Below are 22,942 nucleotides of genomic sequence, written 5' to 3'. Positions count from 1 at the left end.
ATCAACATATCTGGCGTTGATTTTTGGCACGCTGTTGAGTTCTCAAGGAACGGACGCTTCCTTTGTACTCACCCTCTCGGGCTTTCCTCCGGGCGCTTCCCTTCGGTATTTCGTGTTTCCAACCCTACCAGATCCTTTTTCCGTTCCGTTTCCGGTCTGGATTTCGTATCCGGTGGCCGTTGGAGGGCCTTTGCCTTTCGGCTGCTCCGACTTTATCAGAAGTTCTGAGTCGGAATTTCCCGCCTGCCTGGGTTCCCTGTGTGGCACGTAGTCGTACCGGGTTCCCGTCTGGCGGAGCCGTAAACGTACTGGAGCGGGGCTCCTCGATGCAAATCGAGGAGCCCCGCTCCGGCGTGCGAGCCGACGGGGCGTCAGACCTCGACCACGACCGGCAGGATCATCGGGCGCCTGCGGTAGGTGTCCGAGACCCACTTGCCGATGGTGCGGCGGATGAGCTGCTGGAGCTGGTGGGGCTCCGCCACGCCGTCCGCGGCGGATCGGGCGATGGCCTCATGGATCTTCGGGACGACCGCGTCGAGCGCGCTGTCCTCGATGCCGGAACCTCGCGCATGGAGGTGCGGGCCGCCGACGATCTTCCCGGTGGTCGAGTCGACCACCACGAAGACCGAGACGATGCCCTCGTCCCCGAGGATGCGGCGGTCCTTGAGGTGGGCATCGGTGACGTCGCCGACCGAGAGGCCGTCGACGTAGACGTAACCCGCCTGCACCTTGCCCACGATCCTGGCCTTGCCGTCGACCAGGTCGACCACGACCCCGTCCTCGGCGATGACGATGCGGTCCTTGGGGACACCCGTCAGGGCACCGAGCTCGGCGTTGGCCCGCAGGTGGCGCCATTCACCGTGCACCGGCATCAGGTTCTTCGGCCGGCAGATGTTGTAGAAGTACAGCAGCTCGCCGGCCGAGGCGTGGCCCGAGACGTGGACCTTGGCGTTGCCCTTGTGGACGACGTGGGCGCCCCACCGGGTCAGACCGTTGATCACGCGGTAGACCGCGTTCTCGTTGCCCGGGATCAGGGAGGACGCCAGGATCACCGTGTCGCCCTGGACGATCCGGATCTGGTGATCGCGGTTGGCCATCCGGGAGAGCGCCGCCATCGGCTCGCCCTGGGAGCCCGTGCAGACCAGCACCACCTCGTGGTCCGGCAGGTCGTCCAGCGTCCTGACGTCGACCACCAGGCCGGCCGGCACCCGCAGGTACCCCAGGTCACGGGCGATGCCCATGTTGCGGACCATCGAGCGGCCGACGAAGGCGACCCGGCGGCCGTACTCGTGGGCCGCGTCCAGGATCTGCTGGATGCGGTGCACATGGCTGGCGAAGCTCGCCACGATGATGCGCTTCTGGGCGTTCGCGAAGACCGAGCGCATGACGTTGGAGATGTCACGCTCGGGCGGGACGAAGCCCGGGACCTCGGCGTTCGTGGAGTCCGAGAGGAGGAGGTCGATGCCCTCCTCGCTCAGGCGCGCGAACGCGTGCAGGTCGGTGAGGCGGTTGTCCAGCGGGAGCTGGTCCATCTTGAAGTCACCGGTGTGGACCACCATGCCCGCGGGGGTGCGGATGGCGACCGCGAGGGCGTCCGGGATGGAGTGGTTGACCGCGATGAACTCGCAGTCGAACGGGCCCAGGCGCTCGCGCTGGCCCTCGACGACTTCGAGGGTGTAGGGGCGGATGCGGTGTTCCTGCAGCTTGGCCTCGATCAGGGCGAGGGTCAGCTTGGAGCCGATCAGCGGGATGTCCGGCTTCAGGCGCAGCAGGAAGGGGACGCCACCGATGTGGTCCTCGTGGCCGTGCGTGAGCACGATGCCGTCGATGTCGTCCAGGCGGTCCCGGAGGGTGGTGAAGTCCGGCAGGATCAGGTCGATACCGGGCTGCTCCTCCTCGGGGAAGAGCACACCGCAGTCCACGATGAGCAGCCGGCCGCCGTACTCGAAGACGGTCATGTTGCGGCCGATCTCACCGAGACCGCCGAGCGGGGTGACGCGCAGGCCGCCCTTGGGCAGCTTCGGGGGCGCGCCGAGTTCAGGATGCGGATGACTCAAAAGACTCTCCTCACCACACACGCCACGTACCGCTTGGGCACGTGGCGCGCATGTCATTCGTGCACTTGCTGTTGTCGGTTCTTGATCTCGTATGCAGTTATGAAGTCAGTGGCTACAGCTCTACCCCGCCGGCGGCGAGGTCGAGCTTGAGCTGAGCGGTTTCCTCCGGGGACAGCTCCACGAGCGGCAGCCGCAGGGGGCCGGCCGGGAGGCCCTGGAGGGTGAGGGCGGCCTTGGTGGTGATCACGCCCTGCGTGCGGAACATGCCGGTGAAGACCGGGAGCAGCCGCTGGTGGATCTCGGTCGCCTTCTGGACGTCACCGGTGAGGTGGGCGTCGAGCAGGGCGCGAAGTTCGGGGGTGACGACGTGGCCGACGACGGAGACGAAGCCGCAGGCGCCGACCGAGAGCAGCGGCAGGTTGAGCATGTCGTCGCCGGAGTACCAGGCCAGGCCCGAGCGTGCGATGGCCCAGCTGGCGCGGCCGAGGTCTCCCTTGGCGTCCTTGTTGGCCACGACGCGGGGGTGCTCCGCGAGGCGGACGATCGTCTCGGTGTCGATCGGGACGCCGCTCCGGCCGGGGATGTCGTAGAGCATCACGGGCAGGCCCGTGGCGTCGGCGATCGCCATGAAGTGGCGGTACAGGCCCTCTTGCGGAGGCTTGTTGTAGTACGGCGTCACCGCGAGCAGGCCGTGCGCGCCGGCGCGTTCGGCGCCGCGGGCCAGCTCGACGGAGTGGCGGGTGTCGTTGGTCCCGATGCCGGCGACCACATGGGCGCGGTCGCCCACCGCCTCCAGGACCGCCCGTACGAGCTGGTCCTTCTCCGCGTCGCTGGTGGTCGGGGACTCGCCGGTGGTGCCGTTGACGACCAGGCCGTCGTTGCCGGCCGCCACCAGGTGGGCGGCGAGTCGCTGAGCGCCGTCGAGGTCGAGTGCGCCGTCCGCCGTGAAGGGCGTGACCATAGCGGTGAGGACCCGCCCGAAGGGGGTCTGCGGAGTCGAGATCGGAGCCATGGGTAACACGCTACTCGCTGCTCAGGCCGCCGGGTCCCCTCGGGGGGACGTGAGGGAGAGGAGCCCGGCACTGCCTGCTCGGGGGTTCAAGCAGTGCCGGGTCCGTTTGATCAGCCTAGATGAAGTACTTGAAATGCCGCAATACGGACACTTCGGGCGGCCGGTCCGCACATCTGTGCCGTATGGGACTACGGAGCGACGCGGCCGTTGGCGTTGAAGGCGGCGTGGGTGAGCGGCATCAGCCGGGCCCACTCCCGCTCCATCCTCTCGCCGACCATCTCGATCTCCCGCTGCGGGAAGGACGGCACCTTGGCCAGCTCGTGCTGCGTGCGCAGGCCGAGGAAGTGCATCAGCGAGCGGGCGTTGCAGGTGGCGTACATCGAGGAGAACAGCCCGACCGGGAGGACCGAGCGGGCCACCTCGCGGGCGACACCGGCGGCGAGCATCTCCTGGTACGCCTCGTAGGCTCGGAGGTAGGCGTCCTGCGTCGTACGGGCGACGAGGCGCTGCTGCTCCTCGGTGCCCTCGACGAACACGTACTTGCCGGGGCGGCCCTCCTGGACCAGCTTGCGGGAGGCGTCCGGAACGTAGAAGACGGGCTCCAGCTCGCGGTAGCGGCCGGACTCCTCGTTGTAGGACCAGCCCACGCGGTGCCGCATGAACTCGCGGAAGACGAAGATCGGGGCGCTGATGAAGAACGTCATCGAGTTGTGCTCGAAGGGGCTGCCGTGCCGGTCGCGCATCAGGTAGTTGATGAGCCCCTTGGACCGCTCCGGGTCCTTCCGCAGCTCGTCCAGCGACTGCTCGCCGGCCGTGGAGACACGGGCGGCCCACAGGACGTCGGAGTCGGCCGCGCTGTGTTTGACGAGCTCGACCGTCACATCGCTGCGGAAACTGGGCTTGCGGTCTTCGGCGGGTGCGTCGGTCACCGGCGGGGTCCTTCCCATTGCGTCGCTCGGGCGGCGCCCACTCTACGGCCCGGCGCTGACAGCGGGTGACCGGGCGCGGGCCCAGGACATTCTCCGGTCCATCGCGGGAATTCGGGCACCAATCCGCGGCTGCGCACGTCTGACCCAGTAGCAGCGTCCATCCCGATCCTCAAAGGAGGGTTCCTTTCATGTTCCGCCGGCGTGAGGCAGTCCCATTCGCGTTCGTCGCCGAGGCCGAGCGATTCCGCAGCAACGTCACCCCACCCGCACCCGAGCGTCCCAGTCCGTCCCAGCTGGCGGGCCGTACGCTGGTCGGGCTGACCGTGGTGGCCGGTCTGGTCGGATCCCTGCTCTTCGGGATCCCGGCACTGGACGCCGGCCCGTCGCACGCGATCAAGCAGCACTCCGAGGCCTCGACCGGGCGTTGACACTCCCATGGCCCCCCTGGAGTGGCCGGTCGTCACGTCGCTGGGTAGCCTCACCGGGCACAGCCAACCGAGCGTGCGTATGAGTGAGGATCAGTCGTGCCCCTGCCCTTCCTGACGGCCGACCGTGCTTTCGACACGGCATCGGACGACGTCGCGCTTCCCTTCGAGGATCACGATCAGTGGCGTCGTCCGTACCGCCCCGGGCCCTGGCGCGTGGGGGCCGCCGCCCTGGTCCTGCTGCTCGCCTCGTTCATGCTGCTGGCGGCGCTGATCACCGCGTTCGCCGGAGCGCTGCCCGGCGCGCTGGGCTGTCTGGGCGCGGCCGTGGTGATGATCGCGGGCGCGCTGCGCCTGTTGCGCATGGGCGCGTGGGTCAGCCGGCACGGGGTGCGCCGCGTGCGGTTGTTCCGGACGGTCACCGTGGCGTGGGGACAGACCTCGGCCGTCCGCACGGTGCAGCAGCCCGTGCGGCTGCTGGGGCTGCCGCGCACCGTGCAGGGGCAGGCTCTCGTCGTCGTACGCCGGGGTGGTGAGCAGCTCGCGCTGCTCACCGACCACAACGCGGACTTCCTGGCGCGGGTCGAGGCCTTCGACCGGGCCGCCGACGCGGTGGAGGCGTGGAGCGAGGAGTACGCCCGCTGACGTCCGCTAGGACGCGACGGGCCGTCCGTCGTGGAGCGCGATCGCCCGCTGCATCGCCTTGCGGGCGCGCGGGGTGTCGCGGGCGTCGTGGTAGGCGACCGCGAGCCGGAACCAGCAGCGCCAGTCGTCCGGCGCGTCCTCGGTCTCCGCACGGCGGCGGGCGAAGACGGCGTCGGCCGAGTCGCGGTCGATCCGGCCGCTCGGGGTGCGCTTGAGCTCGTCCACGGGCAGTCCGCCCTCGGCCTCCAGCTCCGCCGCGAGCTGGTTGGCCCGCGCGACGAACCGGGTGTTCTGCCAGAGGAACCAGACACCGATGACCGGAAGGATCAGCACCGCGACACCGAAGGTCACGGTCAGCGCGGTGCCGTGCTGAATCAGCAGCAGGCCACGGCTGCCGACCAGGACGAAGTAGACGACCAGGACGGCTGCCGTGACGAAGTACGTGATCTTTGCGCGCATGGGGCCCTCAGGGCTCAATTCAGGTCGAGGAAGTGTTCCAGGCCGAAGGTGAGGCCCGGGGTGGTCACCACACGGCGGGCGCCGAGCAGGATGCCCGGCATGAAGCTGCTGTGGTGCAGCGAGTCGTGCCGGACCGTCAGCGTCTCGCCCTCGCCGCCGAGCAGCACCTCCTGGTGGGCGAGCAGTCCGCGCAGCCGTACGGCGTGCACCGGGACGCCCTCGACGTCGGCGCCGCGGGCCCCGTCCAGCGCCGTGGCCGTCGCGTCGGGCTGCGGGGCGCAGCCCGCCTCCCGGCGGGCGGCGGCGATGAGCTGGGCGGTGCGGGTGGCGGTGCCGCTGGGGGCGTCCACCTTGTTGGGGTGGTGCAGCTCGACGACCTCGACGGACTCGAAGTACGGCGCGGCGAGCTGCGCGAACCGCATGGTCAGCACCGCGCCGATGGAGAAGTTGGGGGCGATCAGCACCCCGGTGTCCGGCGACTCCTCCAGCCAGCCGGCCAGTCGGCCGAGGCGCTCCTCGGTCCAGCCGGTCGTGCCGACGACGGCGTGGATGCCGTGCCGTACGCAGAAGTCCAGGTTGTCCATCACCGACGCCGGCGTGGTCAGCTCGACGGCGACCTGGGTGCCCGTCCGCGCGAGGGTCTCCAGATCGTCGCCCCGGCCGAGGGCCGCGACCAGTTCCATGTCGTCGGCGGCCTCGACGGCGCGTACGGCCTCGGAGCCGATGCGTCCCTTGGCGCCGATGACCGCGACCCTCAGCTTGCTGCTCATGCTCGTACTTCCTTCGATTCCGGTCGGACGGCGGGCGGTCAGGCCACCGCGTCGTGGAGACGGGCGGCCTGCTTGTCCTTCAGGGGGCCGATCACCGACAGCGAGGGGCGCTGGCCGAGGATGTCGGCGGCCACTTCCCGCACCTCGTCGGGGGTGACGGCGGCGATCTCGGCGAGCATGTCGTCGACCGACATCTGGTCGCCCCAGCACAGCTCGCTCTTGCCGATGCGGTTCATCAGCGCGCTGGTGTCCTCCAGGCCCAGGACCGTGGAGCCGGAGAGCTGGCCGATGGCGCGGCCGATCTCGTCGTCGGACAGGCCCTCGGACGCCACCCGGTCCAGCTCGTCCCGGCAGATCCGCAGCACGTCGTGGACCTGGCTGGGGCGGCAGCCGGCGTACACGCCGAACAGGCCGCAGTCGGCGAAGCCGGAGGTGTACGAGTACACGCTGTAGGCCAGGCCACGCTTCTCCCGGACCTCCTGGAACAGGCGGGAGGACATGCCGCCGCCGAGGGCAGTGTTGAGGACGCCCAGCGCCCAGCGGCGGTCGTCGGTGCGGGCCAGGCCGGGCATGCCCAGGACCACGTGGGCCTGCTCGGTCCTGCGGTTCTGCACCTCCACGCGGCCGGCCGCGCGGATGGTGCGCCGGCCTTCCCGGGGGCCGGCCGGGGTGACGTCGGTACGGGTGAGGGCGCCGGCCCTCTCGAAGGCGCGGCGGACCTGGCGCACCACGGTGGCGTGGTCGACGTTGCCGGCGGCCGCGACGACCAGGTGGGTGGGGTCGTAGTGCTTCTTGTAGAAGCGGCGGACGCGGTCCGCGGAGAGCGCCTCGATGGTGTCGACGGTGCCGAGGACCGGGCGGCCCAGCGGGCTGTCGCCGAACATGGTCCGCGCGAAGAGGTCGTGGACGACGTCACCGGGGTCGTCCTCGGTCATCGCGATCTCCTCGAGGATGACTCCGCGCTCGGCGTCGACGTCCTCCTGGAGGATCAGCGAGCCGGTGAGCATGTCGCACACCACGTCGATGGCGAGTGGCAGGTCGGTGTCGAGCACCCGCGCGTAGTAGCAGGTGTACTCCTTCGCCGTGAAGGCGTTCATCTCGCCGCCGACCGCGTCGATCGCGGAGGAGATGTCCAGGGCGCTCCTGCGTTCGGTGCCCTTGAAGAGGAGGTGCTCCAGGTAGTGGGTGGCGCCGTTGAGGGCGGGCGTCTCGTCGCGGGAGCCGACGTGCGCCCAGATGCCGAAGGTCGCGGAGCGTACGGAGGGCAGGGTCTCGGTGACGACGCGCAGGCCACCGGGGAGGGTGGTGCGGCGGACCGTGCCGATGCCGTCCTTGCCCTTGAGGAGCGTTTGGGTACGGGCGACGGCCCGCGCCTCCGAAGAGGTGCGGGCCGTCGGCCGGGAACTACGGGACGTCACTGGTCGGAGTCGTCCTTCTCGCCCTCGGCGGCGTCCTCGTCCGCCAGGACGGGGACCAGGGAGAGCTTGCCGCGCTGGTCGATCTCGGCGATCTCGACCTGCACCTTGGCTCCGACGGCGAGCACGTCCTCGACGTTCTCCACGCGCTTGCCACCGGCGAGCTTGCGGATCTGCGAGATGTGCAGCAGGCCGTCCTTGCCGGGCATGAGGGAGACGAAGGCACCGAAGGTGGTGGTCTTGACGACCGTACCCAGGTACCGCTCGCCGACCTCGGGCATGGTCGGGTTGGCGATGCTGTTGATCGTGGCGCGGGCGGCCTCGGCCTGCGAGCCGACCTGGGCACCGATGTAGATGGTGCCGTCGTCCTCGATGGTGATCTCGGCGCCGGTGTCCTCCTGGATCTGGTTGATCATCTTGCCCTTGGGGCCGATGACCTCACCGATCTTGTCCACCGGGATCTTGACGGTGATGATCCGCGGGGCGTTGGGGGACATCTCGTCCGGGGTGTCGATCGCTTCCATCATCACGTCGAGGATGTGGAGGCGGGCGTCACGGGCCTGCTTGAGGGCCGCGGCCAGGACGGAGGCCGGGATGCCGTCCAGCTTGGTGTCGAGCTGGAGGGCGGTGACGAACTCCTTGGTGCCGGCGACCTTGAAGTCCATGTCGCCGAAGGCGTCCTCCGCACCGAGGATGTCGGTGAGGGCGACGTAGTGCGTCTTGCCGTCGATCTCCTCGGAGATCAGGCCCATGGCGATACCGGCGACGGGGGCCTTCAGCGGCACACCGGCGTTCAGCAGCGACATGGTGGAGGCGCAGACCGAACCCATGGACGTCGAGCCGTTGGAGCCGAGGGCCTCGGACACCTGACGGATCGCGTAGGGGAACTCCTCGCGGGTCGGCAGGACCGGCACGATCGCGCGCTCGGCGAGGGCGCCGTGGCCGATCTCGCGGCGCTTGGGCGAACCGACGCGGCCCGTCTCACCGACGGAGTACGGCGGGAAGTTGTAGTTGTGCATGTAGCGCTTGCGGGTCACCGGGGAGAGGGTGTCCAGCTGCTGCTCCATGCGGAGCATGTTGAGGGTGGTGACGCCCAGGATCTGGGTCTCGCCACGCTCGAACAGCGCCGAGCCGTGCACGCGCGGGATGGCCTCGACCTCGGCGGCGAGCGTACGGATGTCCGTCAGGCCACGGCCGTCGATGCGGACCTTGTCCTTGATGACGCGCTCGCGGACCAGCTTCTTGGTCAGCGTGCGGTACGCGGCGGAGATCTCCTTCTCGCGGCCCTCGAACTGCGGGAGCAGCTTCTCGGCGGCGATCTCCTTGACGCGGTCCAGCTCGGCCTCGCGGTCCTGCTTGCCGGGGATGGTGAGCGCGGCGGACAGCTCGTTCTTCACCGCGGCGGTCAGCGCCTCCAGGACGTCGTCCTGGTGGTCCAGGAAGACCGGGAACTCGCCGACCGGCTTGGCGGCCTTGGCGGCGAGGTCGGCCTGGGCCTTGCACAGCACCTTGATGAAGGGCTTCGCGGCCTCGAGACCGGCGGCGACGACCTCCTCGGTCGGGGCCTCGGCGCCGTCCTTGACGAGCTGGATGGTCTTCTCGGTGGCCTCGGCCTCGACCATCATGATCGCGACGTCGCCGTCCTCCAGGACGCGGCCGGCGACCACCATGTCGAAGACGGCGTCCTCGAGCTCGGTGTGCGTCGGGAAGGCGACCCACTGGCCCCTGATCAGGGCGACACGGGTGCCGCCGATCGGGCCGGAGAAGGGCAGGCCGGCCAGCTGCGTGGAGCAGGAGGCGGCGTTGATGGCGACCACGTCGTACAGGTGGTCGGGGTTGAGCGCCATGATCGTCTCGACGATCTGGATCTCGTTGCGCAGGCCCTTCTTGAAGGAGGGGCGCAGCGGCCGGTCGATCAGACGGCAGGTGAGGACGGCGTCCTCGGAGGGGCGGCCCTCCCGGCGGAAGAAGGAGCCGGGGATCTTGCCGGCCGCGTACATCCGCTCCTCGACGTCCACCGTGAGGGGGAAGAAGTCGAGCTGGTCCTTGGGCTTCTTGGAAGCCGTGGTGGCCGACAGCACCATGGTGTCGTCGTCCAGGTACGCGACGGCGGAGCCGGCGGCCTGCTTGGCCAGGCGGCCCGTCTCGAAGCGGATGGTGCGGGTACCGAAGGCGCCGTTGTCGATGACGGCCTCGGCGTAGTGGGTCTCGTTCTCCACCAAAGCGAATTCTCCGTTTGCTTGTCGTCTTTGCGTCCCGGTGCGCCCGTGTGGCGCGGGGACGGGGCGGAGAAGCGCACCTCGGGTGCGGGGCCGGTCTTCGATCGAAGCGCCCGGGGTGATGTCTCCCGGGGGCCACTACCGAGGACCGGCGACGGCGCTGGGGCGCCTCTCCAGTGTCTGGTTGTCGCTTTACCGTTATTGCGTTGTGTCAACCAGCCTACAAAGGGCTGGTCACACTCCGCACGTACAGCAAAGGGAGCGGCCCCCTAAGAGTGGGAACCGCTCCCTCCACGGCGTCTTACTTGGCACCGCCGGCCGCACCGCGGCGGATGCCGAGGCGGTCGACCAGGGCGCGGAAGCGCTGGATGTCCTTCTTGGCCAGGTACTGCAGCAGGCGGCGGCGCTGGCCGACCAGGATCAGCAGACCACGGCGGGAGTGGTGGTCGTGCTTGTGGGTCTTGAGGTGCTCGGTCAGGTCCGAGATGCGGCGCGAGAGCATGGCGACCTGGACCTCGGGGGAGCCGGTGTCACCCTCCTTGGTGCCGAACTCGGCCATGATCTGCTTCTTCGTAGCGGCGTCGAGAGACACTCGGTACTCCTCTTGGTGTTCGATGCGCCCGCGAGTGCCCCTGGTCTTGGTCTCAGGGGAGCTTCCGTGACTCGTGCGGCGAAGGTCCGATGAGCGCTGCTCCCAGATGCTCCGGGAACGCGTACACAAACGGCCGTCACCCAGCGTACCAGCCCCCCGGGACCCGACCGCCCGCCCCCGGGCGGTGGCCCGGCCCGCCCGGCCGGCGCGCGGGCCGGGCACGGGGCCGGGTCACCCGGGAACGGGTCACTTGCTGGTCAGCGAGCGGGCCGCCATGAAGACGTCCAGCACCGCCAGGCACAGCGGGACCAGCGAGAGAAGGACCGCGCCCTCGGCGATGTCGAGCAGCCGGCCCCAGAAGGGGGACAGCCCCTTCTTGGGGATGACCAGGCCGATCGCGGTGATCAGCGCCGCGCCGGCGGCCACCGCCGCGGTGAGCCAGATGGTACGGATGTCCAGGCCGCCCCGGTCCCCGTACATGATCAGGTCCTTGACCAGGTCGGCCGGCGGGTTCAGGGACAGGCCCAGGACCAGCAGGGCGATCGCGGCGAGGCCCGCGACCAGGACGCAGGCGATCTGCGCGGTGTAGCGGAAGAGGCGGGCGCGCAGCAGCATCGCCAGGCCGGCGGCGAGCGCCAGGAGCTGGCCCCAGACGTTGCCCGCGAAGCCCAGTACGGCGGCGGAGGCGACCACGACGGCCGCGCACCCGCCGACCAGGCCCAACAGCATCTCGTGGCCGCGGCGGGCCTGGAGCGCGATGCGCTCGGCGTCCACCGGCTGGGCCTCGGGGTCCTCGTCCGGGCCGGCGGCGGGGTCGTCGTCGTAGCCGGCGGTGGCGCTGCGCGGCGAGGCGTAGCCGATGGGCAGGCGGGCGAAACGGGCCGAGAGGCCCGGCAGGAAGGCGACCAGACCGATGGCGACCGGGGCGCAGACGGCGGCGGTCTCGGTGGCGGAGGCCTCGGTGAGGATCGCGACGAAGGTGGCGAGGGTGCCGACGACGGCGAGGAAGGTGGCCGCCACGAACGGCGCGTCGCCGCTCGGGGTGAGCGCGACCAGCGCGACGGAGGCGACCAGCACGGTCACGCAGCCGAGCAGGAACTGCAGGCGGCCGGGTCCCTGGCCGGCGACCGGGCCGATGATGCCGGAGCCGGCGATGAGCAACAGCGGCAGTGCGCCCAGGCCCAGCGCGACAGCGGTGGCACGGTCGCCGTACACCCGGGCCCGTACGCCCGCGAAGGCGGTCAGCAGCAGGCCGGCGGCGGCGGCGATGACGCCGGGGAGGCTGTGCATGTCGTGGCGCAGGGGGTCGGCGAACCACAGCACGAACCCCATCAGGACGAGCAGCAGGACGCCGCCGGCCAGGCCGGCGCCGCGCAGCAGGTCGTCGCTCCACAGGTGGCGGTCGCGGGTGACGGCGGAGGCGACGGCGTCCGAGACGTCGTCGAAGACGGCCGGGGGCAGCGACTCGGCGAACGGGCGCAGCGAGAGCACCTCTCCGTCGAGGACCTGCTGGGCGGCGAGGGTGCGCGCGCCGTCCAGGACGGTGCCGTCACGGCGGACGAGGTGGTAGCCGGTGGGGGTGCCGGCCGCCTGGGTCTGGCCGGTCAGCCGCAGGATCTCCGGGTAGACGTCGGCGACGGCGATGTCCTCGGGGAGGGCGACGTCTATCCGGCTGTCGGGCGCCACGACAGTGACGCGGCAGAAGCCGGTCGCTGCGGTCGTACTCACGTGTCTGGACCCCCTGATTCGCGGTTGCGCACGGTGCGCGCGCCACCCTACCGGGCAGTGGGGCCGGTCACGGCAAGTAGGATCGCCGTCGCGCGGGAGGAGGCCGTCGCCACGGGGGCGCCGGTGCGGAACCTTCTTCCGACTTCCGCCCGTATCCGAGGGATTGATGTTCCGGTGAGCCAGATCGTCGTCAAACGCCCGCCGAGGTCCCTTCCGCCGGAAGTTCCCGCGGAACAACTGACCCTGGAATCCCCGCCGGAGCTGCCGCGGGGGCAGCAGGAGGGCATGCTGATGCAGGTCCTGCCGGTCCTCGGCATGGCCTCCTCGGTGGTCTTCTTCTTCTCGCCGCAGGCGCCGCCGTTCATGCGCATCATGGGTGTGCTGATGCTGGTCTCGACGGTCGCCATGATCGCCGCGCAGATCGTCCGGCACCGTCGCGGTACGCAGGGGCAAATCGCCGATGTCCGGCGCGACTACCTCAAATATCTCGCCCAGACCCGGCGCACGGTCCGCAGGACGGCCCGTGCGCAGCGCGACGCGCAGCTCTATCTGCACCCCTCCCCGGAGCAGTTGTGGTCGGTGGTCGCCGAGGGCTCACGCGTGTGGGAACGGCGGGTGGGCGACAAGGACTTCGGGCAGGTACGGGTCGGCCTGGGCGCGCAGCAGCTGTCGACGCCGCTGATCGCGCCGGACACGGCGCCGGTGGACGAGCTGGAGCCGTTGTGCGCCGGGGCGATGCAGCAATTCCTGGCGGTGCACGGCTCGTTGGACGGGCTGCCGATGGCCGTGTCGATGCGCGCCTTCTACCACGTGACGGTCTCCGGTGAGCCGGAGGCGGCACACGGCACGGCGCGGGCGATGGTCGCGCAACTGGTGACGCTGCACTCCCCCGAGGACCTGATGGTGGCGGTGGTCGCCGCGCCCGGCGCGGTGGCGCGGTGGGACTGGACGAAGTGGCTGCCGCACACGCAGGTGCCCGGCCAGCTGGACGGGGCCGGCACCAAGCGGCTGTTCGGCGACGACCTGGGTGAGCTGGAGCAGTTGCTGCGCGGGCGGCTGGACGGCCGGCCGAGGTTCGGCCGGGACAGCCAGCCGGTGCTGGACCAGCCGCACGTCGTGGTGGTCCTGGACGGCGGGATGGTGCCTCCGGACTCGCTGATCGCGGCCGCCGAGGGCCTGCAGGGCGTGACCATCGTCGAGGTGGTCTCCGGCGACCTGGACGAGCCGCGCGGCGGCCTGTCGGTGGTGGTCCGGCCGGGGCGGCTGCGGCTGGAGTCGGGGTCGGGTTTCGCGTACGAGGGCGTGCCGGACACCATGTCGCTGCCCGCCGCCGAGGCACTGGCCCGGCAGCTCGCGCCGCTGCGGATGGGCGGGGGCGACGACGACGAACCGCTGCTGGCCAACCTGGACTTCACCGACCTGCTGAACCTGGGCGACGCCGCCGCGGTGGACGTGGCGCGCACCTGGCGGCCCCGGTCGACGGCCGAGCGGCTGCGGGTGCCGATCGGTGTCGGCGAGGACGGCCAGCCGGTCATGCTGGACCTGAAGGAGGCCGCGCAGGAGGGCATGGGCCCGCACGGGCTGTGCGTGGGCGCGACCGGCTCGGGCAAGTCGGAGCTGCTGCGCACGCTGGTGCTCGGGCTCGCGGTGACGCACTCCTCGGAGACGCTGAACTTCGTCCTCGCGGACTTCAAGGGCGGCGCGACGTTCGCGGGCATGTCGCAGATGCCGCACGTCGCGGCCGTCATCACCAACCTCGCCGACGACCTCACCCTGGTCGACCGCATGGGCGACGCGATCCGCGGTGAGCTCCAGCGGCGTCAGGAGCTGCTGCGGGCGGCCGGCAACTACGCCAACATCCACGACTACGAGAAGGCCCGCGCGGCCGGCGCCCCGCTGGAGCCGCTGGCCTCGCTGGTGCTGGTCATCGACGAGTTCTCCGAACTGCTCACCGCCAAGCCGGACTTCATCGACATGTTCATCCAGATCGGCCGGATCGGCCGGTCCCTGGGTGTGCATCTGCTGCTGGCCTCGCAGCGCCTGGAGGAGGGCAAGCTGCGCGGCCTGGACACCTATCTGTCGTACCGGATCGGCCTGCGGACCTTCTCGGCGGCCGAGTCGCGTACCGCGCTGGGCGTGCCCGACGCGTACCACCTGCCGTCCGTGCCGGGCTCCGGCTACCTGAAGTTCGGTACCGACGAGATGGTCCGCTTCAAGGCGGCGTACGTCTCGGGCACGTACCGCACCGGCGGGCCGCGGCTTACCGCCGACCAGTTGCCCATCGAGCGGCGCCCGGCGGTCTTCACCGCGGCGCCGGTCCCGGTGGTGTACGCGGCGCCCGACCCGGCGCGGCAGGCGGGACCGTCCGGCGAGGAGGACGACGCGCTGGCGGACACGGTGCTCGATGTCATCGTGCGCCGGCTGGAGGGGCAGGGTGTGCCCGCCCACCAGGTGTGGCTGCCGCCGCTGGACCAGGCGCCGTCGCTGGACCACCTGCTGCCGGGCCTGGCGCCGACCGCCGACCGCGGGCTCACGGCGACCGAGTACACCCGGCCGGGCGGCCTGACCGTGCCGCTGGGCCTGATCGACAAGCCGTTCGAGCAGCGCCGTGAGGTGCTGTACCGGGACTTCTCCGGCGCGGCCGGCCACATGATGGTCGTGGGCGGTCCGCAGTCCGGCAAGTCGACGCTGATGCGCACCCTGATCTCGTCGTTCGCGCTCACCCACACCCCGCACGAGGTGCAGTTCTACGCGCTGGACTTCGGCGGTGGCGGTATGGCCTCACTGGCGGACCTGCCGCACGTCGGCGGGGTCGCCTCCCGGCTGGACCCGGAGCGGGTCCGGCGTACGGTCGCCGAGGTCATGGGCGTGCTGAACCGGCGCGAGGAGTTCTTCCGCTCGCACGGCATCGACTCCATGGCCGGCTACCGGCGCAAGCGCGCGGCGGGTGAGCTGCCGGGCGAGGCGTGGGGCGACGTGTTCCTGGTCATCGACGGCTGGGGCCAGTTCAAGAACGACTACGAGATGCTGGAGCCGGTCGTCTCCGACCTCGCCGCGCGCGGTCTGGGCTACGGCATCCACGTGGTGCTCACCGCCGCCCGGTACATGGAGGTGCGGGCGGCGCTGAAGGACCAGGTGCTCGGGCGGCTGGAGCTGCGGCTCGGTGACGTCATGGACTCCGAGTTCGACCGGAAGGTCGCGGCGAACGTCCCCGCCGGGGTGCCGGGCCGCGGCCAGGTGCCGGAGAAACTGCACTTCATGGGTGCGCTGCCGCGCATCGACGGGTCCAGCAGCGGCCACGACCTGTCCGAGGGCACGGCCGCCTTCGTCCAGGCCGTCAAGAACGCCTGGGCGGGCCCGGCGGCGCCGGGGGTGCGGCTGCTGCCGCGCAAGCTGCCGTTCGAGCAGCTGCCGAAGGGGTTCGAGTACCCGCAGCACGGTGTGGCGATCGGTATCGACGAGACCAACCTGGAGCCGGTGTTCGTCGACTTCGAGTCCGACCCCTTCTTCCTGATCCTCGGTGAGTCGGAGTCGGGCAAGACGGCACTGCTGCGGCTGATCGCCAAGCAGTTGTGCGAGCGGTACACGCCGGAGCAGGCGCGGATCGTGGTCGGTGACTACCGGCGCACGCTGCTGGAGGCCGTCCCGTCCACCCACCTGCTGGAGTACGCGCCGATGGCGTCGGCCATGCAGATGCACATGGAGGCGATCGGCACGGTGATGGAGAAGCGGGCGCCCAAGCCGGACATCACCCCGCAGCAGCTCCGCGACCGCAGCTGGTGGACCGGTCCGCAGCTGTTCGTGCTGATCGACGACTACGAGCTGGTGGCGACCAACTCGGGCAACCCGCTCGCGGTGCTGGTCGAGCACCTGCCCTTCGCCCGGGACGTCGGTATCCGCTTCATCGTGGCGCGCAGCGCCGCCGGTGCCTCGCGGGCCATGTACGAGCCGTTCCTCCAGCGGATGAAGGAGCTGGGCGCCCAGGGCGTCGTGCTCTCCGGTGACCCCGGTGAGGGAGACATCCTCGGCAACGTGCGGGCGCGTCCGATGCCTCCGGGGCGGGGCACCTTCGTGTCGCGCAAGCGCGGTACGCCGCTGGTGCAGCTCGGGTGGACGCCGGACCGGTAGGCGGCGGGGGATCGACACCGGGGCCGGCGGGGGCCGGGCACCCGGGGCGCGGCGGCGGGGCCCGCGGCGGTGGTCCGGGCCGGTCGCCGCGGGTGGCTGCCGGCCGGTCCGGTACCGATGGGAGCACCCGTTCGAGTGACCCACGGGCGTTGTCCCTTGCCATAGTGTGACGGGGACCTCGTTCGTATCACCGGGAAGGGACCGCCCATGGCTGACGCAGCCGACAAGGAACGCCAGAAGGAAGAGCTCTACGCCCTGGACATCTCCGGCGTGGAGTGGCAGGGCGCGCCCGGTACGACTCCGGACGAGGAGCGCGTGGAGATCGCGCACCTGCCGGGCGGGGCGGTGGCGATGCGGTCGTCGCTGGATCCCGACACGGTCCTGCGGTACACGGAGGCCGAGTGGCGGGCGTTCGTCCTGGGGGCGCGCGACGGGGAGTTCGACCTCACCTGAGGTGCCGGGGAACGGCGAGGGGGTTGCCCGCGACAGCGGGCAACCCCCCGGGTGCACGGCGGTGCCGAGCGTCAGGTCACATACGGAAGCGGGCGGCGTTGCCCCGGTCCGTGTCCTGGTAACCGATGACGGACTCGTCCAGCAGGCGCGCGATGGTGGCCAGTTCCTGCGTCATGCCGGCCATGTCCGTGGCGAGCTGGGTCTGGATGGCCTGGTAGGCCTCCTTGGCCTCACCCTCCCAGGTCTCCGCCACTCGGCGGACGTGCCGCATCAGCGTCTCGAGCTGCTCGTTGAGGTGCGTCGAGGTGGCGCGGACATCGCTGGCCGCCGTGGTGACTGTGTCGTAGTTGACCGCTGTGGTGGTCATGGCTGGGCTCCCTCGTGATGGTTCAGCGGGCGTGGTGACGCCAGGATCAGATGCCGAGAATGGCGCTCTGGTTGGCGCCGTTGGACTGCTCCATGCTGGTGAAGGAGCGCAGTCGCCTGGACTCCTCCTCGTCGAAGCCGTCGGCGCTGATCTTGATGAGGTTCTCCAGGTTCTCCAGGCTCTGCTGCATGCCCCGCAGACGCCGGTTCAGGTTCTCCTGGGTGACGTCGTACGCCTTGCTGGCCGCGCCCTGCCAGCCCGCCTGGATCCGGTCGACCACGCCGTTGAGCGAGGTGATGCGGCCGTTCAGTTCGTCCTGCAGCGTCTGTACCTTGCCCGCGAGAGCGACAAGCTCACTACTGGTTACGTTCAGGTCTTTGCCCGACATCTTGCCCTTCTTCCTCTGACTGTTGGACGGAAGCCGATGGGATGCCGCCCCCGTGTTGGCTCACTCGCGTGAATTCCGACCGTCACTCTAGTCACTCGGTACGACAGTTCCAACTGCAAAGGAACATGAGGGACTTGCCCCGCGGGGCCCTCAGTGGGTCCTTTTGCGGCGGCTGTCCCGGATGACCGTCGCGCTGCCCGCCACCACCGCGACCAGGACCCCGCCGATGCCCAGGGCGTAGGTCGCGTAGCGCTCGTCGCGCTCCTGGGCGGTCTCCACCACGGCCAGGTGGGCCGGTTCGGGCGCGGGTGGTCTGGGCGGGCCGGGGTCGGGGGTCGGGGAGGCCGGCGGGCCGGCGTCGCCGTCCAGGGCGCGTACGGGGTCGACCACGCCCCAGCCGACGTAGTCGTCCCGGCCGTTGATGGACCGCTCGGCCGTCTGCTCGATCTGCGCGACGATCTCGCGGGCCTTCCAGCGCGGGTACTTGGCGCGCAGCAGGGCGGCGACCCCGGCGACGTACGGAGCGGAGAAGCTGGTGCCGTTGTCGACACACTGGCCACCGCCCGGGACGGTCGACACCACGTCCACTCCCGGGGCGGCGACCCCCACGAACGAGCCGGCCTGTGAGAAGGCCGCCCGCTCGTTGTTGCGGTCGGAGGACGCGACGGCGAGGACGCCGGGGAAGGCGGCCGGATAGGTGTTCTTGAGCTTGCCGTCGATGCCGTCGTTGCCGGCCGAGGCCACCACCACGATGTCCGCTTTGAGAGCCCGCCCGACCGCCCTGCCCAGGTCCGACTGGGGGCCGAGCGGCTGGGTGGTGTCCTGGGAGATGTTGATGACCTGCGCCTTCTTGGCGATCGCGTGGTCGATCGCCTGCGCCATGGTGTCGGACTTGCCGCTGTTCTTCTCGTCGTTCTGGCGGATCGGGATGATCGTCGCCTCGGGGGCGAGCCCCACGAACCCGGTGCCCTCACGCGGCCGGGCGGCGATGATCCCGGCGACCTTGGTGCCGTGGCCGACCTCGTCCACGGTGCCGTCGGTCTTGCCGCGCTTGCTGTCCGGGGCGTCGTCCTTGCCGGGCTTGAGGAAGTCGGCACCGGCCGAGGCGTCCACGGCCGTCCTCAACTGGGGGTTGACGTCGTCGACACCGGTGTCGATGACCGCGACCCTGACGCCTTTGCCCTTGGTGTCCTGCCACAGCTCGTCCAGGAGGACGCGCTGGAGCGGCCAGGGCGTGCCCTCGATCTGCTTCTTCATAGGGAAGGTGCACTCACCGCTGCCGTCGACGGTGAGCCCGGCGGGGCGTTCGGCCGGGCCTTCCGCGGCGTACGCGGCGGGCGGGGCGGCCACCAGGCCGGTGAGGGCCGCGGCGGCGGTCAGCAGGGCGCTGTTGCGGTACGGCATGTGGTGTGTCTCTCCCCCGGTCACGAACCCTGCGGCTGCCGGGCGCTGTTGGTGTCCAGGCGCGGCCCCTTGGACAGGAACTCCGACCAGGCGATGGGCACCAGGGCGGGGGTGACCTTCTCGTACCCGAGGCGGATCTGCGCCTGGCTGGGTTCGGGGCGGCCGTCCTGCTGCTTCTGCTGGTCGCCGGTGCCGATGGCGGACCGCCGGGCGTCGCTGTCGCCGTTGGCCTGGACCGCGTACCGCAGGCCGGTGTCCGTGACCAGGAAGAGCGACCCGTCGGGCTTGGTCTGGTTGCCCTGCACCTGGGTGTAGAGCAGACCGGTGCCCGGCGTGACGTAGGTGCTGCTGCCGCCGGCGGTGATGTCGGCGGGGTAGCCGGTGCCCGCCCAGGTGGACAGGGTGGTGCGGCCCTTGTCGTCGACCTCGCGCAGCACGTTGCACACGGTGTCGCGGGCGTTCTCGCCACCGGCGGAGTTGACCTGCGCCGCCTTGCGCGCGGGCCAGCGGTACTGGGCGGCGAAGGTTTTCGCGTCGGGCTCGAAGGACTGGGCGTCGACGGTGGTGGCCTTGCCGTCCATGTCGAGCCGGTCGGTCTGCGGGGAGTTGATCAGCAGCCAGGCGGTGAAGTCGGAGACCGGCTGGACCTTGCCGGGCAGGACCACGAAGTGCTGGGGGCCGGAGCCGGTCTGGGCCCGCAGGACCATGCCCACCCGGTCCTCGGTGTCGCTGAGCCCGCCGCCGACCCCGGCGTCGGTGGCGACCTGACCGGGGATGGTGGGGAACTCGACGGGGCTGCCGTCGTGCAGGGTGGCCAGCCAGTCGTCGGTGACGGCCTGGGGCTCCTTGCTCAGGCCGACGAGGGTACGGGTGAGGACGGCGGAGTCGGCCGCGGTGCCGCGCACCTCGTACTTGGTGCCGGAGGCGTCCACCAGGTAACGGGTGCCCTTCTGCCCCTTGACATAGAGGACCTGGCCGTCCTTCAGCCGCTCCCTGCCGTCGGTGCGGGCGAAGTCGCGGTCGGCGAGGACGAAGGTGGCCTTCTGCACGCTGGCGCCCTTGCCGCCGCCGGGCTGTTCGCACACCGCCCAGCGCTTCGCCCGCCCGGCCTCGCCGGTGGTCGGCAGCCGGTCGGGGGCGTAGGGGATGCCGAGGATGGGGCCGCGCGGCGGCTTGCCCCCGTCGAGGATGTCGTCGCTGACCTGGATGACGCCGAACTTCTGCGGGTCCAGCAGGAGTCGGGCGGAGGCCAGGTTGAGCACGGGGTGGAGCAGCACCTTGCGGCCCTTGCCCTTGCCGGTGGCGAGGACCACGTAACGGCTCGTGGACTGCTTGCCCACGATCACCTTGGCTCCGGGGGTGTCCCAGCCCTTGGGGGCCTTGGGGCTGAACATGCCCCAGGCGCCGAATCCGGCCAGCACCACGGCCGCCGCGATGAGACTGGGGACCACGGCACGCAGCGGGCGCGGGGCCCCCTCCTCCGTGCCGGTGGGTGAGGGTTGGAGGAATGCGGCCACCGTGCGCTTCTTCGCAAAGGTGTACGCGTTGAGCTCATCCCGCCGTGATGCCATGGGTCCCCATCTTCGAAAGGCACAGTCACCGCGAGACCCTGGGGAGCATGGCACCCGGGGCCTCGTTGTCGGACCGGCCCCCTACTATGCCTGTTGTCCGGGGCCACTTGTGGGGCGGGTAGGGTGATCCAGCCGCCAAAGCCCTGGCAGGCCAGGGTGTTCGGGACGAATCGGGGGAATCTCCATCATGGCTTCCGCGACGCAGACGCGGCCCGCCGAGACCACGCCGGCCGGGGTGCCGGACCGGTCGGCCGCCGTGCTTCGCCTCAAGGGCCGTCCCGGACACTTCGGATCGTTTCGACTGCAACAGTTCGTACTGATCGAGCTGGCCGCCGCGCTGCTGCTGGTGGCGTGGGTCATCGACCCCCTGCTGCTGGTCCCGGCCGGTGTGCTGGCGGCGCTGCTGGTGCTGCTGGCGGTGGTGCGCCGGCACCGGCGCTCACTGCCGGAATGGCTGGCCACGGTGCTCGCGCTGCGCGCCCGCGCGCGCCGGGCGGCCTCCCTGACCGTGCCGCCGGGTACGGAACCGGGCCTGGCGCCTGTCGTGGAGTGCGACCCCGCCCTGCGTACGTACACCTACAGCGACCGCGACCGGCGGCCGGTGGGAATGATCGGCGACGGTACGTTCCTGACGGCCGTCCTCCAGGTCGAGTCGGACTCGACGGCGCTGCGGCCCGAGCGCACCGCCCGGCCGCTGCCGCTCGGTGTCATACGGGACGTGCTGGAGGTCGACGGGATCCGGCTGGAGTCGGCCCAGATCGTGCAGCACACACAGCCCGCGCCGGCGCCGCACCTGCCGCAGCAGTCGGTGGCCGCGCGCAACTACGCCCCGCTCCAGGCCCGGACCGGCTCACCCGCGCTGCGGATCACCTGGATCGCGCTCAAGCTCGACCCCGAGCTGTGCCCGGAGGCGGTGGCGGCGCGCGGCGGCGGCCTGGAGGGCGCGCAGAAGTGCCTGGTGCGCGCGGCCGACCAGCTCGCGAGCCGGCTGACCGGCGCCGGATTCCGGGCGACCGTGCTGACCGAGCAGGAGCTGACCTCCGCGCTCGCCACCTCCACCTGCGCCAACCCGCTCGCCATCGCGCAGGCGGGCCGGGCCAGGACACCGGCCCGGCGCACCCAGGAGACCTCCCGGACCTGGCGGTGCGACGACCGCCGGCACACGACGTACTGGGTGGGGCGCTGGCCGCAGTTCGGACCGGGCGGGGCCTCGATGCCGCAGCTCGTGGCGCTGCTCACCTCGATCCCCGCGCTGGCGACCACGTTCAGCCTGACGGTGAGCGGCGGCGACCGCCAGGAGGCCACGGTGACCGGGCACGTGCGGATCACCGGGCGCAGTGACGAGGAGCTCGTCACGGCCCGCCATGAGCTGGAGCGGGCCGCGCGCGGCGTGAGGACCGGACTGGTCCGGCTCGACCGGGAGCAACTACCCGCGATGCTCGCCACTCTGCCGCTCGGGGGTGCCCGCTGATGTCCGTGCCCGTCTCCTCCGCTTCCACCGGACGTCCCGCTCCCACCGGACGTCCCGGATCCGCCGACCGCCCCGGCTCGACCGAGCGTTCCGGACCCGCGGTGCGCACGGGGCGCGGCGGCCGGCCCCGGATCGGCTTCGGGCTCATCGGGCCGCGCCGCGACCGGCACGCCGTCCCCCTGGAGCAGCTGGAGTCGCTGGGCCTGCCGGTCGGTGACGACGGCATGGTGATCGGGGTCGACGCCGAAGGACGGCCGGCGGTGCTGGGCATCAACCGGCCGGCGCCGTACGAGGTCACGCTGATCGGTGGCCTGTGGACGGCGCAGGTGATGGCGCTGCGGGCGGCCGCCACGGGCGCGCGGGTCGCCGTGGAGACGGGCCGGGCCCCGGCGTGGACCGTGCTCGCCCAGGCGGCGGGCGGCGGGCAACCGTGCCTCACACTGCACGACGTCGGCCGGGTCCCACCGCAGGGGCCGTCGGCGGGCAGTCCGGTGGTGGTGGTGCGGGACTGCGGGATGCGGCCTCCGCGCGGGCGGGTGGTCTCCGCGCCCTGGCAGTCGGTGGTCACGCTGCTGCCCTACCTCAGCCCGGTCGCGCCCCGGCTGATGGAGAAGTCCGCGCTCGTCGGTGTCCAGCGGGTGTCGCCGGACGAGGCGGCCCGGATCGGGCGGATCATGAACCTGTCGCGGGCCGAGACCGAGGCCCTGTCCACACTCGCCGACGGGGTCACCCTGTGGTGCACGGGCCGCGACCGGCAGTTCGTCATGACCCAGGGCACGGATGCCGAGACCGGATTGTTGGGCAGCGCGCGCCGGATGGACTGAGCGTCCCGACGACCCTGGAACGCATACCCCCATATGCCGTTTTGGCGGGGTGATTCCTCACGCTGCGGCGCAAGCGCGTCACTTG

General features: G+C 71.1%; 20 protein-coding genes. 7 read left to right on the top strand and 13 right to left on the bottom strand.

The annotated features are described in order from the left end of the window. The coding region (locus AB0H53_RS08905) for a hypothetical protein (protein WP_362109038.1) at positions 1-271 on the top strand (271 nt) is incomplete at its 5' end. Positions 272-371: 100 nt separating this feature from the next. Here the strand turns inward: AB0H53_RS08905 and AB0H53_RS08900 are convergent. From AB0H53_RS08900 to thyX, 3 genes are all read right to left on the bottom strand, one after another. Further along, positions 372-2,057 carry a ribonuclease J gene (locus tag AB0H53_RS08900; protein ID WP_362109036.1) on the bottom strand — a complete coding sequence of 562 codons (1,686 nt, stop codon included), beginning with the start codon at positions 2,055-2,057 and terminating at the stop codon, positions 372-374. Between the two features lie 112 nt (positions 2,058-2,169). Beyond that, a complete protein-coding gene (dapA, locus tag AB0H53_RS08895) occupies positions 2,170-3,069 on the bottom strand; it encodes a 4-hydroxy-tetrahydrodipicolinate synthase (RefSeq protein ID WP_362109034.1) in 900 nt (299 codons plus the stop codon). 188 nt (positions 3,070-3,257) lie between these two features. Further along, positions 3,258-3,998 carry an FAD-dependent thymidylate synthase gene (thyX, locus tag AB0H53_RS08890; protein WP_362109032.1) on the bottom strand — a complete coding sequence of 247 codons (741 nt, stop codon included), beginning with the start codon at positions 3,996-3,998 and terminating at the stop codon, positions 3,258-3,260. A gap of 188 nt (positions 3,999-4,186) precedes the next feature. Between thyX and AB0H53_RS08885 the strand changes: the two genes are divergently transcribed. Then, positions 4,187-4,426 carry a hypothetical protein gene (locus tag AB0H53_RS08885; protein ID WP_362109030.1) on the top strand — a complete coding sequence of 80 codons (240 nt, stop codon included), beginning with the start codon at positions 4,187-4,189 and terminating at the stop codon, positions 4,424-4,426. A 96-nt stretch (positions 4,427-4,522) separates the two neighbouring features. Beyond that, a complete protein-coding gene (locus AB0H53_RS08880; RefSeq protein ID WP_362109028.1) occupies positions 4,523-5,068 on the top strand; it encodes a hypothetical protein in 546 nt (181 codons plus the stop codon). 6 nt (positions 5,069-5,074) lie between these two features. Here AB0H53_RS08880 and AB0H53_RS08875 read toward each other — a convergent pair whose 3' ends face one another. The 6 genes from AB0H53_RS08875 to eccD all read right to left on the bottom strand — a co-directional run bounded on the left by AB0H53_RS08875 (position 5,075) and on the right by eccD (position 12,251). Further along, a complete protein-coding gene (locus AB0H53_RS08875; RefSeq protein ID WP_362109026.1) occupies positions 5,075-5,527 on the bottom strand; it encodes a hypothetical protein in 453 nt (150 codons plus the stop codon). A gap of 14 nt (positions 5,528-5,541) precedes the next feature. Beyond that, the gene (gene dapB, locus AB0H53_RS08870) at positions 5,542-6,297 is read right to left on the bottom strand and encodes a 4-hydroxy-tetrahydrodipicolinate reductase (protein ID WP_362109024.1); all 756 of its coding nucleotides are present in this window, start codon (positions 6,295-6,297) and stop codon (positions 5,542-5,544) included. Positions 6,298-6,335: 38 nt separating this feature from the next. After that, positions 6,336-7,715 (bottom strand): pitrilysin family protein, encoded by a 1,380-nt coding sequence (locus AB0H53_RS08865; RefSeq protein ID WP_362109022.1) that lies wholly within the window; start codon positions 7,713-7,715, stop codon positions 6,336-6,338. Beyond that, a complete protein-coding gene (locus AB0H53_RS08860) occupies positions 7,712-9,931 on the bottom strand; it encodes a polyribonucleotide nucleotidyltransferase (RefSeq protein WP_362109020.1) in 2,220 nt (739 codons plus the stop codon). Before AB0H53_RS08860 ends, AB0H53_RS08865 begins: the two co-directional genes overlap by 4 nt. A 301-nt stretch (positions 9,932-10,232) precedes the next feature. After that, complete coding sequence (rpsO, locus tag AB0H53_RS08855) at positions 10,233-10,523, bottom strand: 30S ribosomal protein S15 (RefSeq protein ID WP_003958228.1); 291 nt, start codon at positions 10,521-10,523, stop codon at positions 10,233-10,235. 246 nt (positions 10,524-10,769) lie between these two features. Beyond that, positions 10,770-12,251, bottom strand: coding sequence for a type VII secretion integral membrane protein EccD (gene eccD / locus AB0H53_RS08850; RefSeq protein WP_362109018.1), 1,482 nt, complete (start codon positions 12,249-12,251; stop codon positions 10,770-10,772). A gap of 174 nt (positions 12,252-12,425) precedes the next feature. Here eccD and eccCa point away from each other — a divergent pair, with 174 nt between their 5' ends. Next, the gene (gene eccCa, locus AB0H53_RS08845) at positions 12,426-16,379 is read left to right on the top strand and encodes a type VII secretion protein EccCa (RefSeq protein ID WP_362109016.1); all 3,954 of its coding nucleotides are present in this window, start codon (positions 12,426-12,428) and stop codon (positions 16,377-16,379) included. 207 nt (positions 16,380-16,586) lie between these two features. Continuing rightward, positions 16,587-16,832: a DUF397 domain-containing protein gene (locus AB0H53_RS08840; RefSeq protein WP_362109014.1), complete on the top strand. Its 246-nt coding sequence runs from the start codon at positions 16,587-16,589 to the stop codon at positions 16,830-16,832. A gap of 76 nt (positions 16,833-16,908) precedes the next feature. Here AB0H53_RS08840 and AB0H53_RS08835 read toward each other — a convergent pair whose 3' ends face one another. The 4 genes from AB0H53_RS08835 to eccB form a co-directional block, all read right to left on the bottom strand. Continuing rightward, a complete protein-coding gene (locus AB0H53_RS08835; protein WP_362109012.1) occupies positions 16,909-17,199 on the bottom strand; it encodes a WXG100 family type VII secretion target in 291 nt (96 codons plus the stop codon). Between the two features lie 46 nt (positions 17,200-17,245). After that, a complete protein-coding gene (locus tag AB0H53_RS08830) occupies positions 17,246-17,587 on the bottom strand; it encodes a WXG100 family type VII secretion target (RefSeq protein ID WP_362109010.1) in 342 nt (113 codons plus the stop codon). 150 nt (positions 17,588-17,737) lie between these two features. Next, positions 17,738-18,991 carry a type VII secretion-associated serine protease mycosin gene (gene mycP / locus AB0H53_RS08825; RefSeq protein WP_362109008.1) on the bottom strand — a complete coding sequence of 418 codons (1,254 nt, stop codon included), beginning with the start codon at positions 18,989-18,991 and terminating at the stop codon, positions 17,738-17,740. A gap of 20 nt (positions 18,992-19,011) precedes the next feature. After that, on the bottom strand, positions 19,012-20,562 hold the full coding sequence (eccB, locus tag AB0H53_RS08820; RefSeq protein ID WP_362109006.1) for a type VII secretion protein EccB: 1,551 nt from the start codon (positions 20,560-20,562) through the stop codon (positions 19,012-19,014). A 187-nt stretch (positions 20,563-20,749) separates the two neighbouring features. On the opposite strand from eccB, the gene eccE reads away from it, so the two are divergent. Beyond that, positions 20,750-22,033 carry a type VII secretion protein EccE gene (eccE, locus tag AB0H53_RS08815; protein ID WP_362109004.1) on the top strand — a complete coding sequence of 428 codons (1,284 nt, stop codon included), beginning with the start codon at positions 20,750-20,752 and terminating at the stop codon, positions 22,031-22,033. Beyond that, complete coding sequence (locus tag AB0H53_RS08810) at positions 22,033-22,857, top strand: hypothetical protein (RefSeq protein WP_362109002.1); 825 nt, start codon at positions 22,033-22,035, stop codon at positions 22,855-22,857. The genes eccE and AB0H53_RS08810 overlap by 1 nt, the downstream gene beginning before the upstream one ends. Positions 22,858-22,942: the final 85 nt, after the last annotated feature.

Origin of the sequence: Streptomyces sp. NPDC050856 (genome assembly GCF_040653855.1) — a bacterium.
Lineage (GTDB): Bacteria > Actinomycetota > Actinomycetes > Streptomycetales > Streptomycetaceae > Streptomyces.
Note: the sequence above shows the minus strand (reverse complement) of the source record. Positions and strands in the feature narration are given on the sequence as shown.

Excerpts from the sequence above, each read along its gene's own strand:
- dapA (WP_362109034.1), bottom strand. The coding sequence starts at position 3,069 with ATGGCTCCGATCTCGACTCCGCAGACCCCCTTCGGGCGGGTCCTCACC.
- mycP (WP_362109008.1), bottom strand. The coding sequence starts at position 18,991 with ATGCCGTACCGCAACAGCGCCCTGCTGACCGCCGCCGCGGCCCTCACC.
- AB0H53_RS08840 (WP_362109014.1), top strand. The coding sequence starts at position 16,587 with ATGGCTGACGCAGCCGACAAGGAACGCCAGAAGGAAGAGCTCTACGCC.
- dapB (WP_362109024.1), bottom strand. The coding sequence starts at position 6,297 with ATGAGCAGCAAGCTGAGGGTCGCGGTCATCGGCGCCAAGGGACGCATC.
- AB0H53_RS08885 (WP_362109030.1), top strand. The coding sequence starts at position 4,187 with ATGTTCCGCCGGCGTGAGGCAGTCCCATTCGCGTTCGTCGCCGAGGCC.
- AB0H53_RS08875 (WP_362109026.1), bottom strand. The coding sequence starts at position 5,527 with ATGCGCGCAAAGATCACGTACTTCGTCACGGCAGCCGTCCTGGTCGTC.
- AB0H53_RS08810 (WP_362109002.1), top strand. The coding sequence starts at position 22,033 with ATGTCCGTGCCCGTCTCCTCCGCTTCCACCGGACGTCCCGCTCCCACC.
- eccE (WP_362109004.1), top strand. The coding sequence starts at position 20,750 with ATGGCTTCCGCGACGCAGACGCGGCCCGCCGAGACCACGCCGGCCGGG.
- AB0H53_RS08835 (WP_362109012.1), bottom strand. The coding sequence starts at position 17,199 with ATGACCACCACAGCGGTCAACTACGACACAGTCACCACGGCGGCCAGC.
- eccB (WP_362109006.1), bottom strand. The coding sequence starts at position 20,562 with ATGGCATCACGGCGGGATGAGCTCAACGCGTACACCTTTGCGAAGAAG.
- AB0H53_RS08830 (WP_362109010.1), bottom strand. The coding sequence starts at position 17,587 with ATGTCGGGCAAAGACCTGAACGTAACCAGTAGTGAGCTTGTCGCTCTC.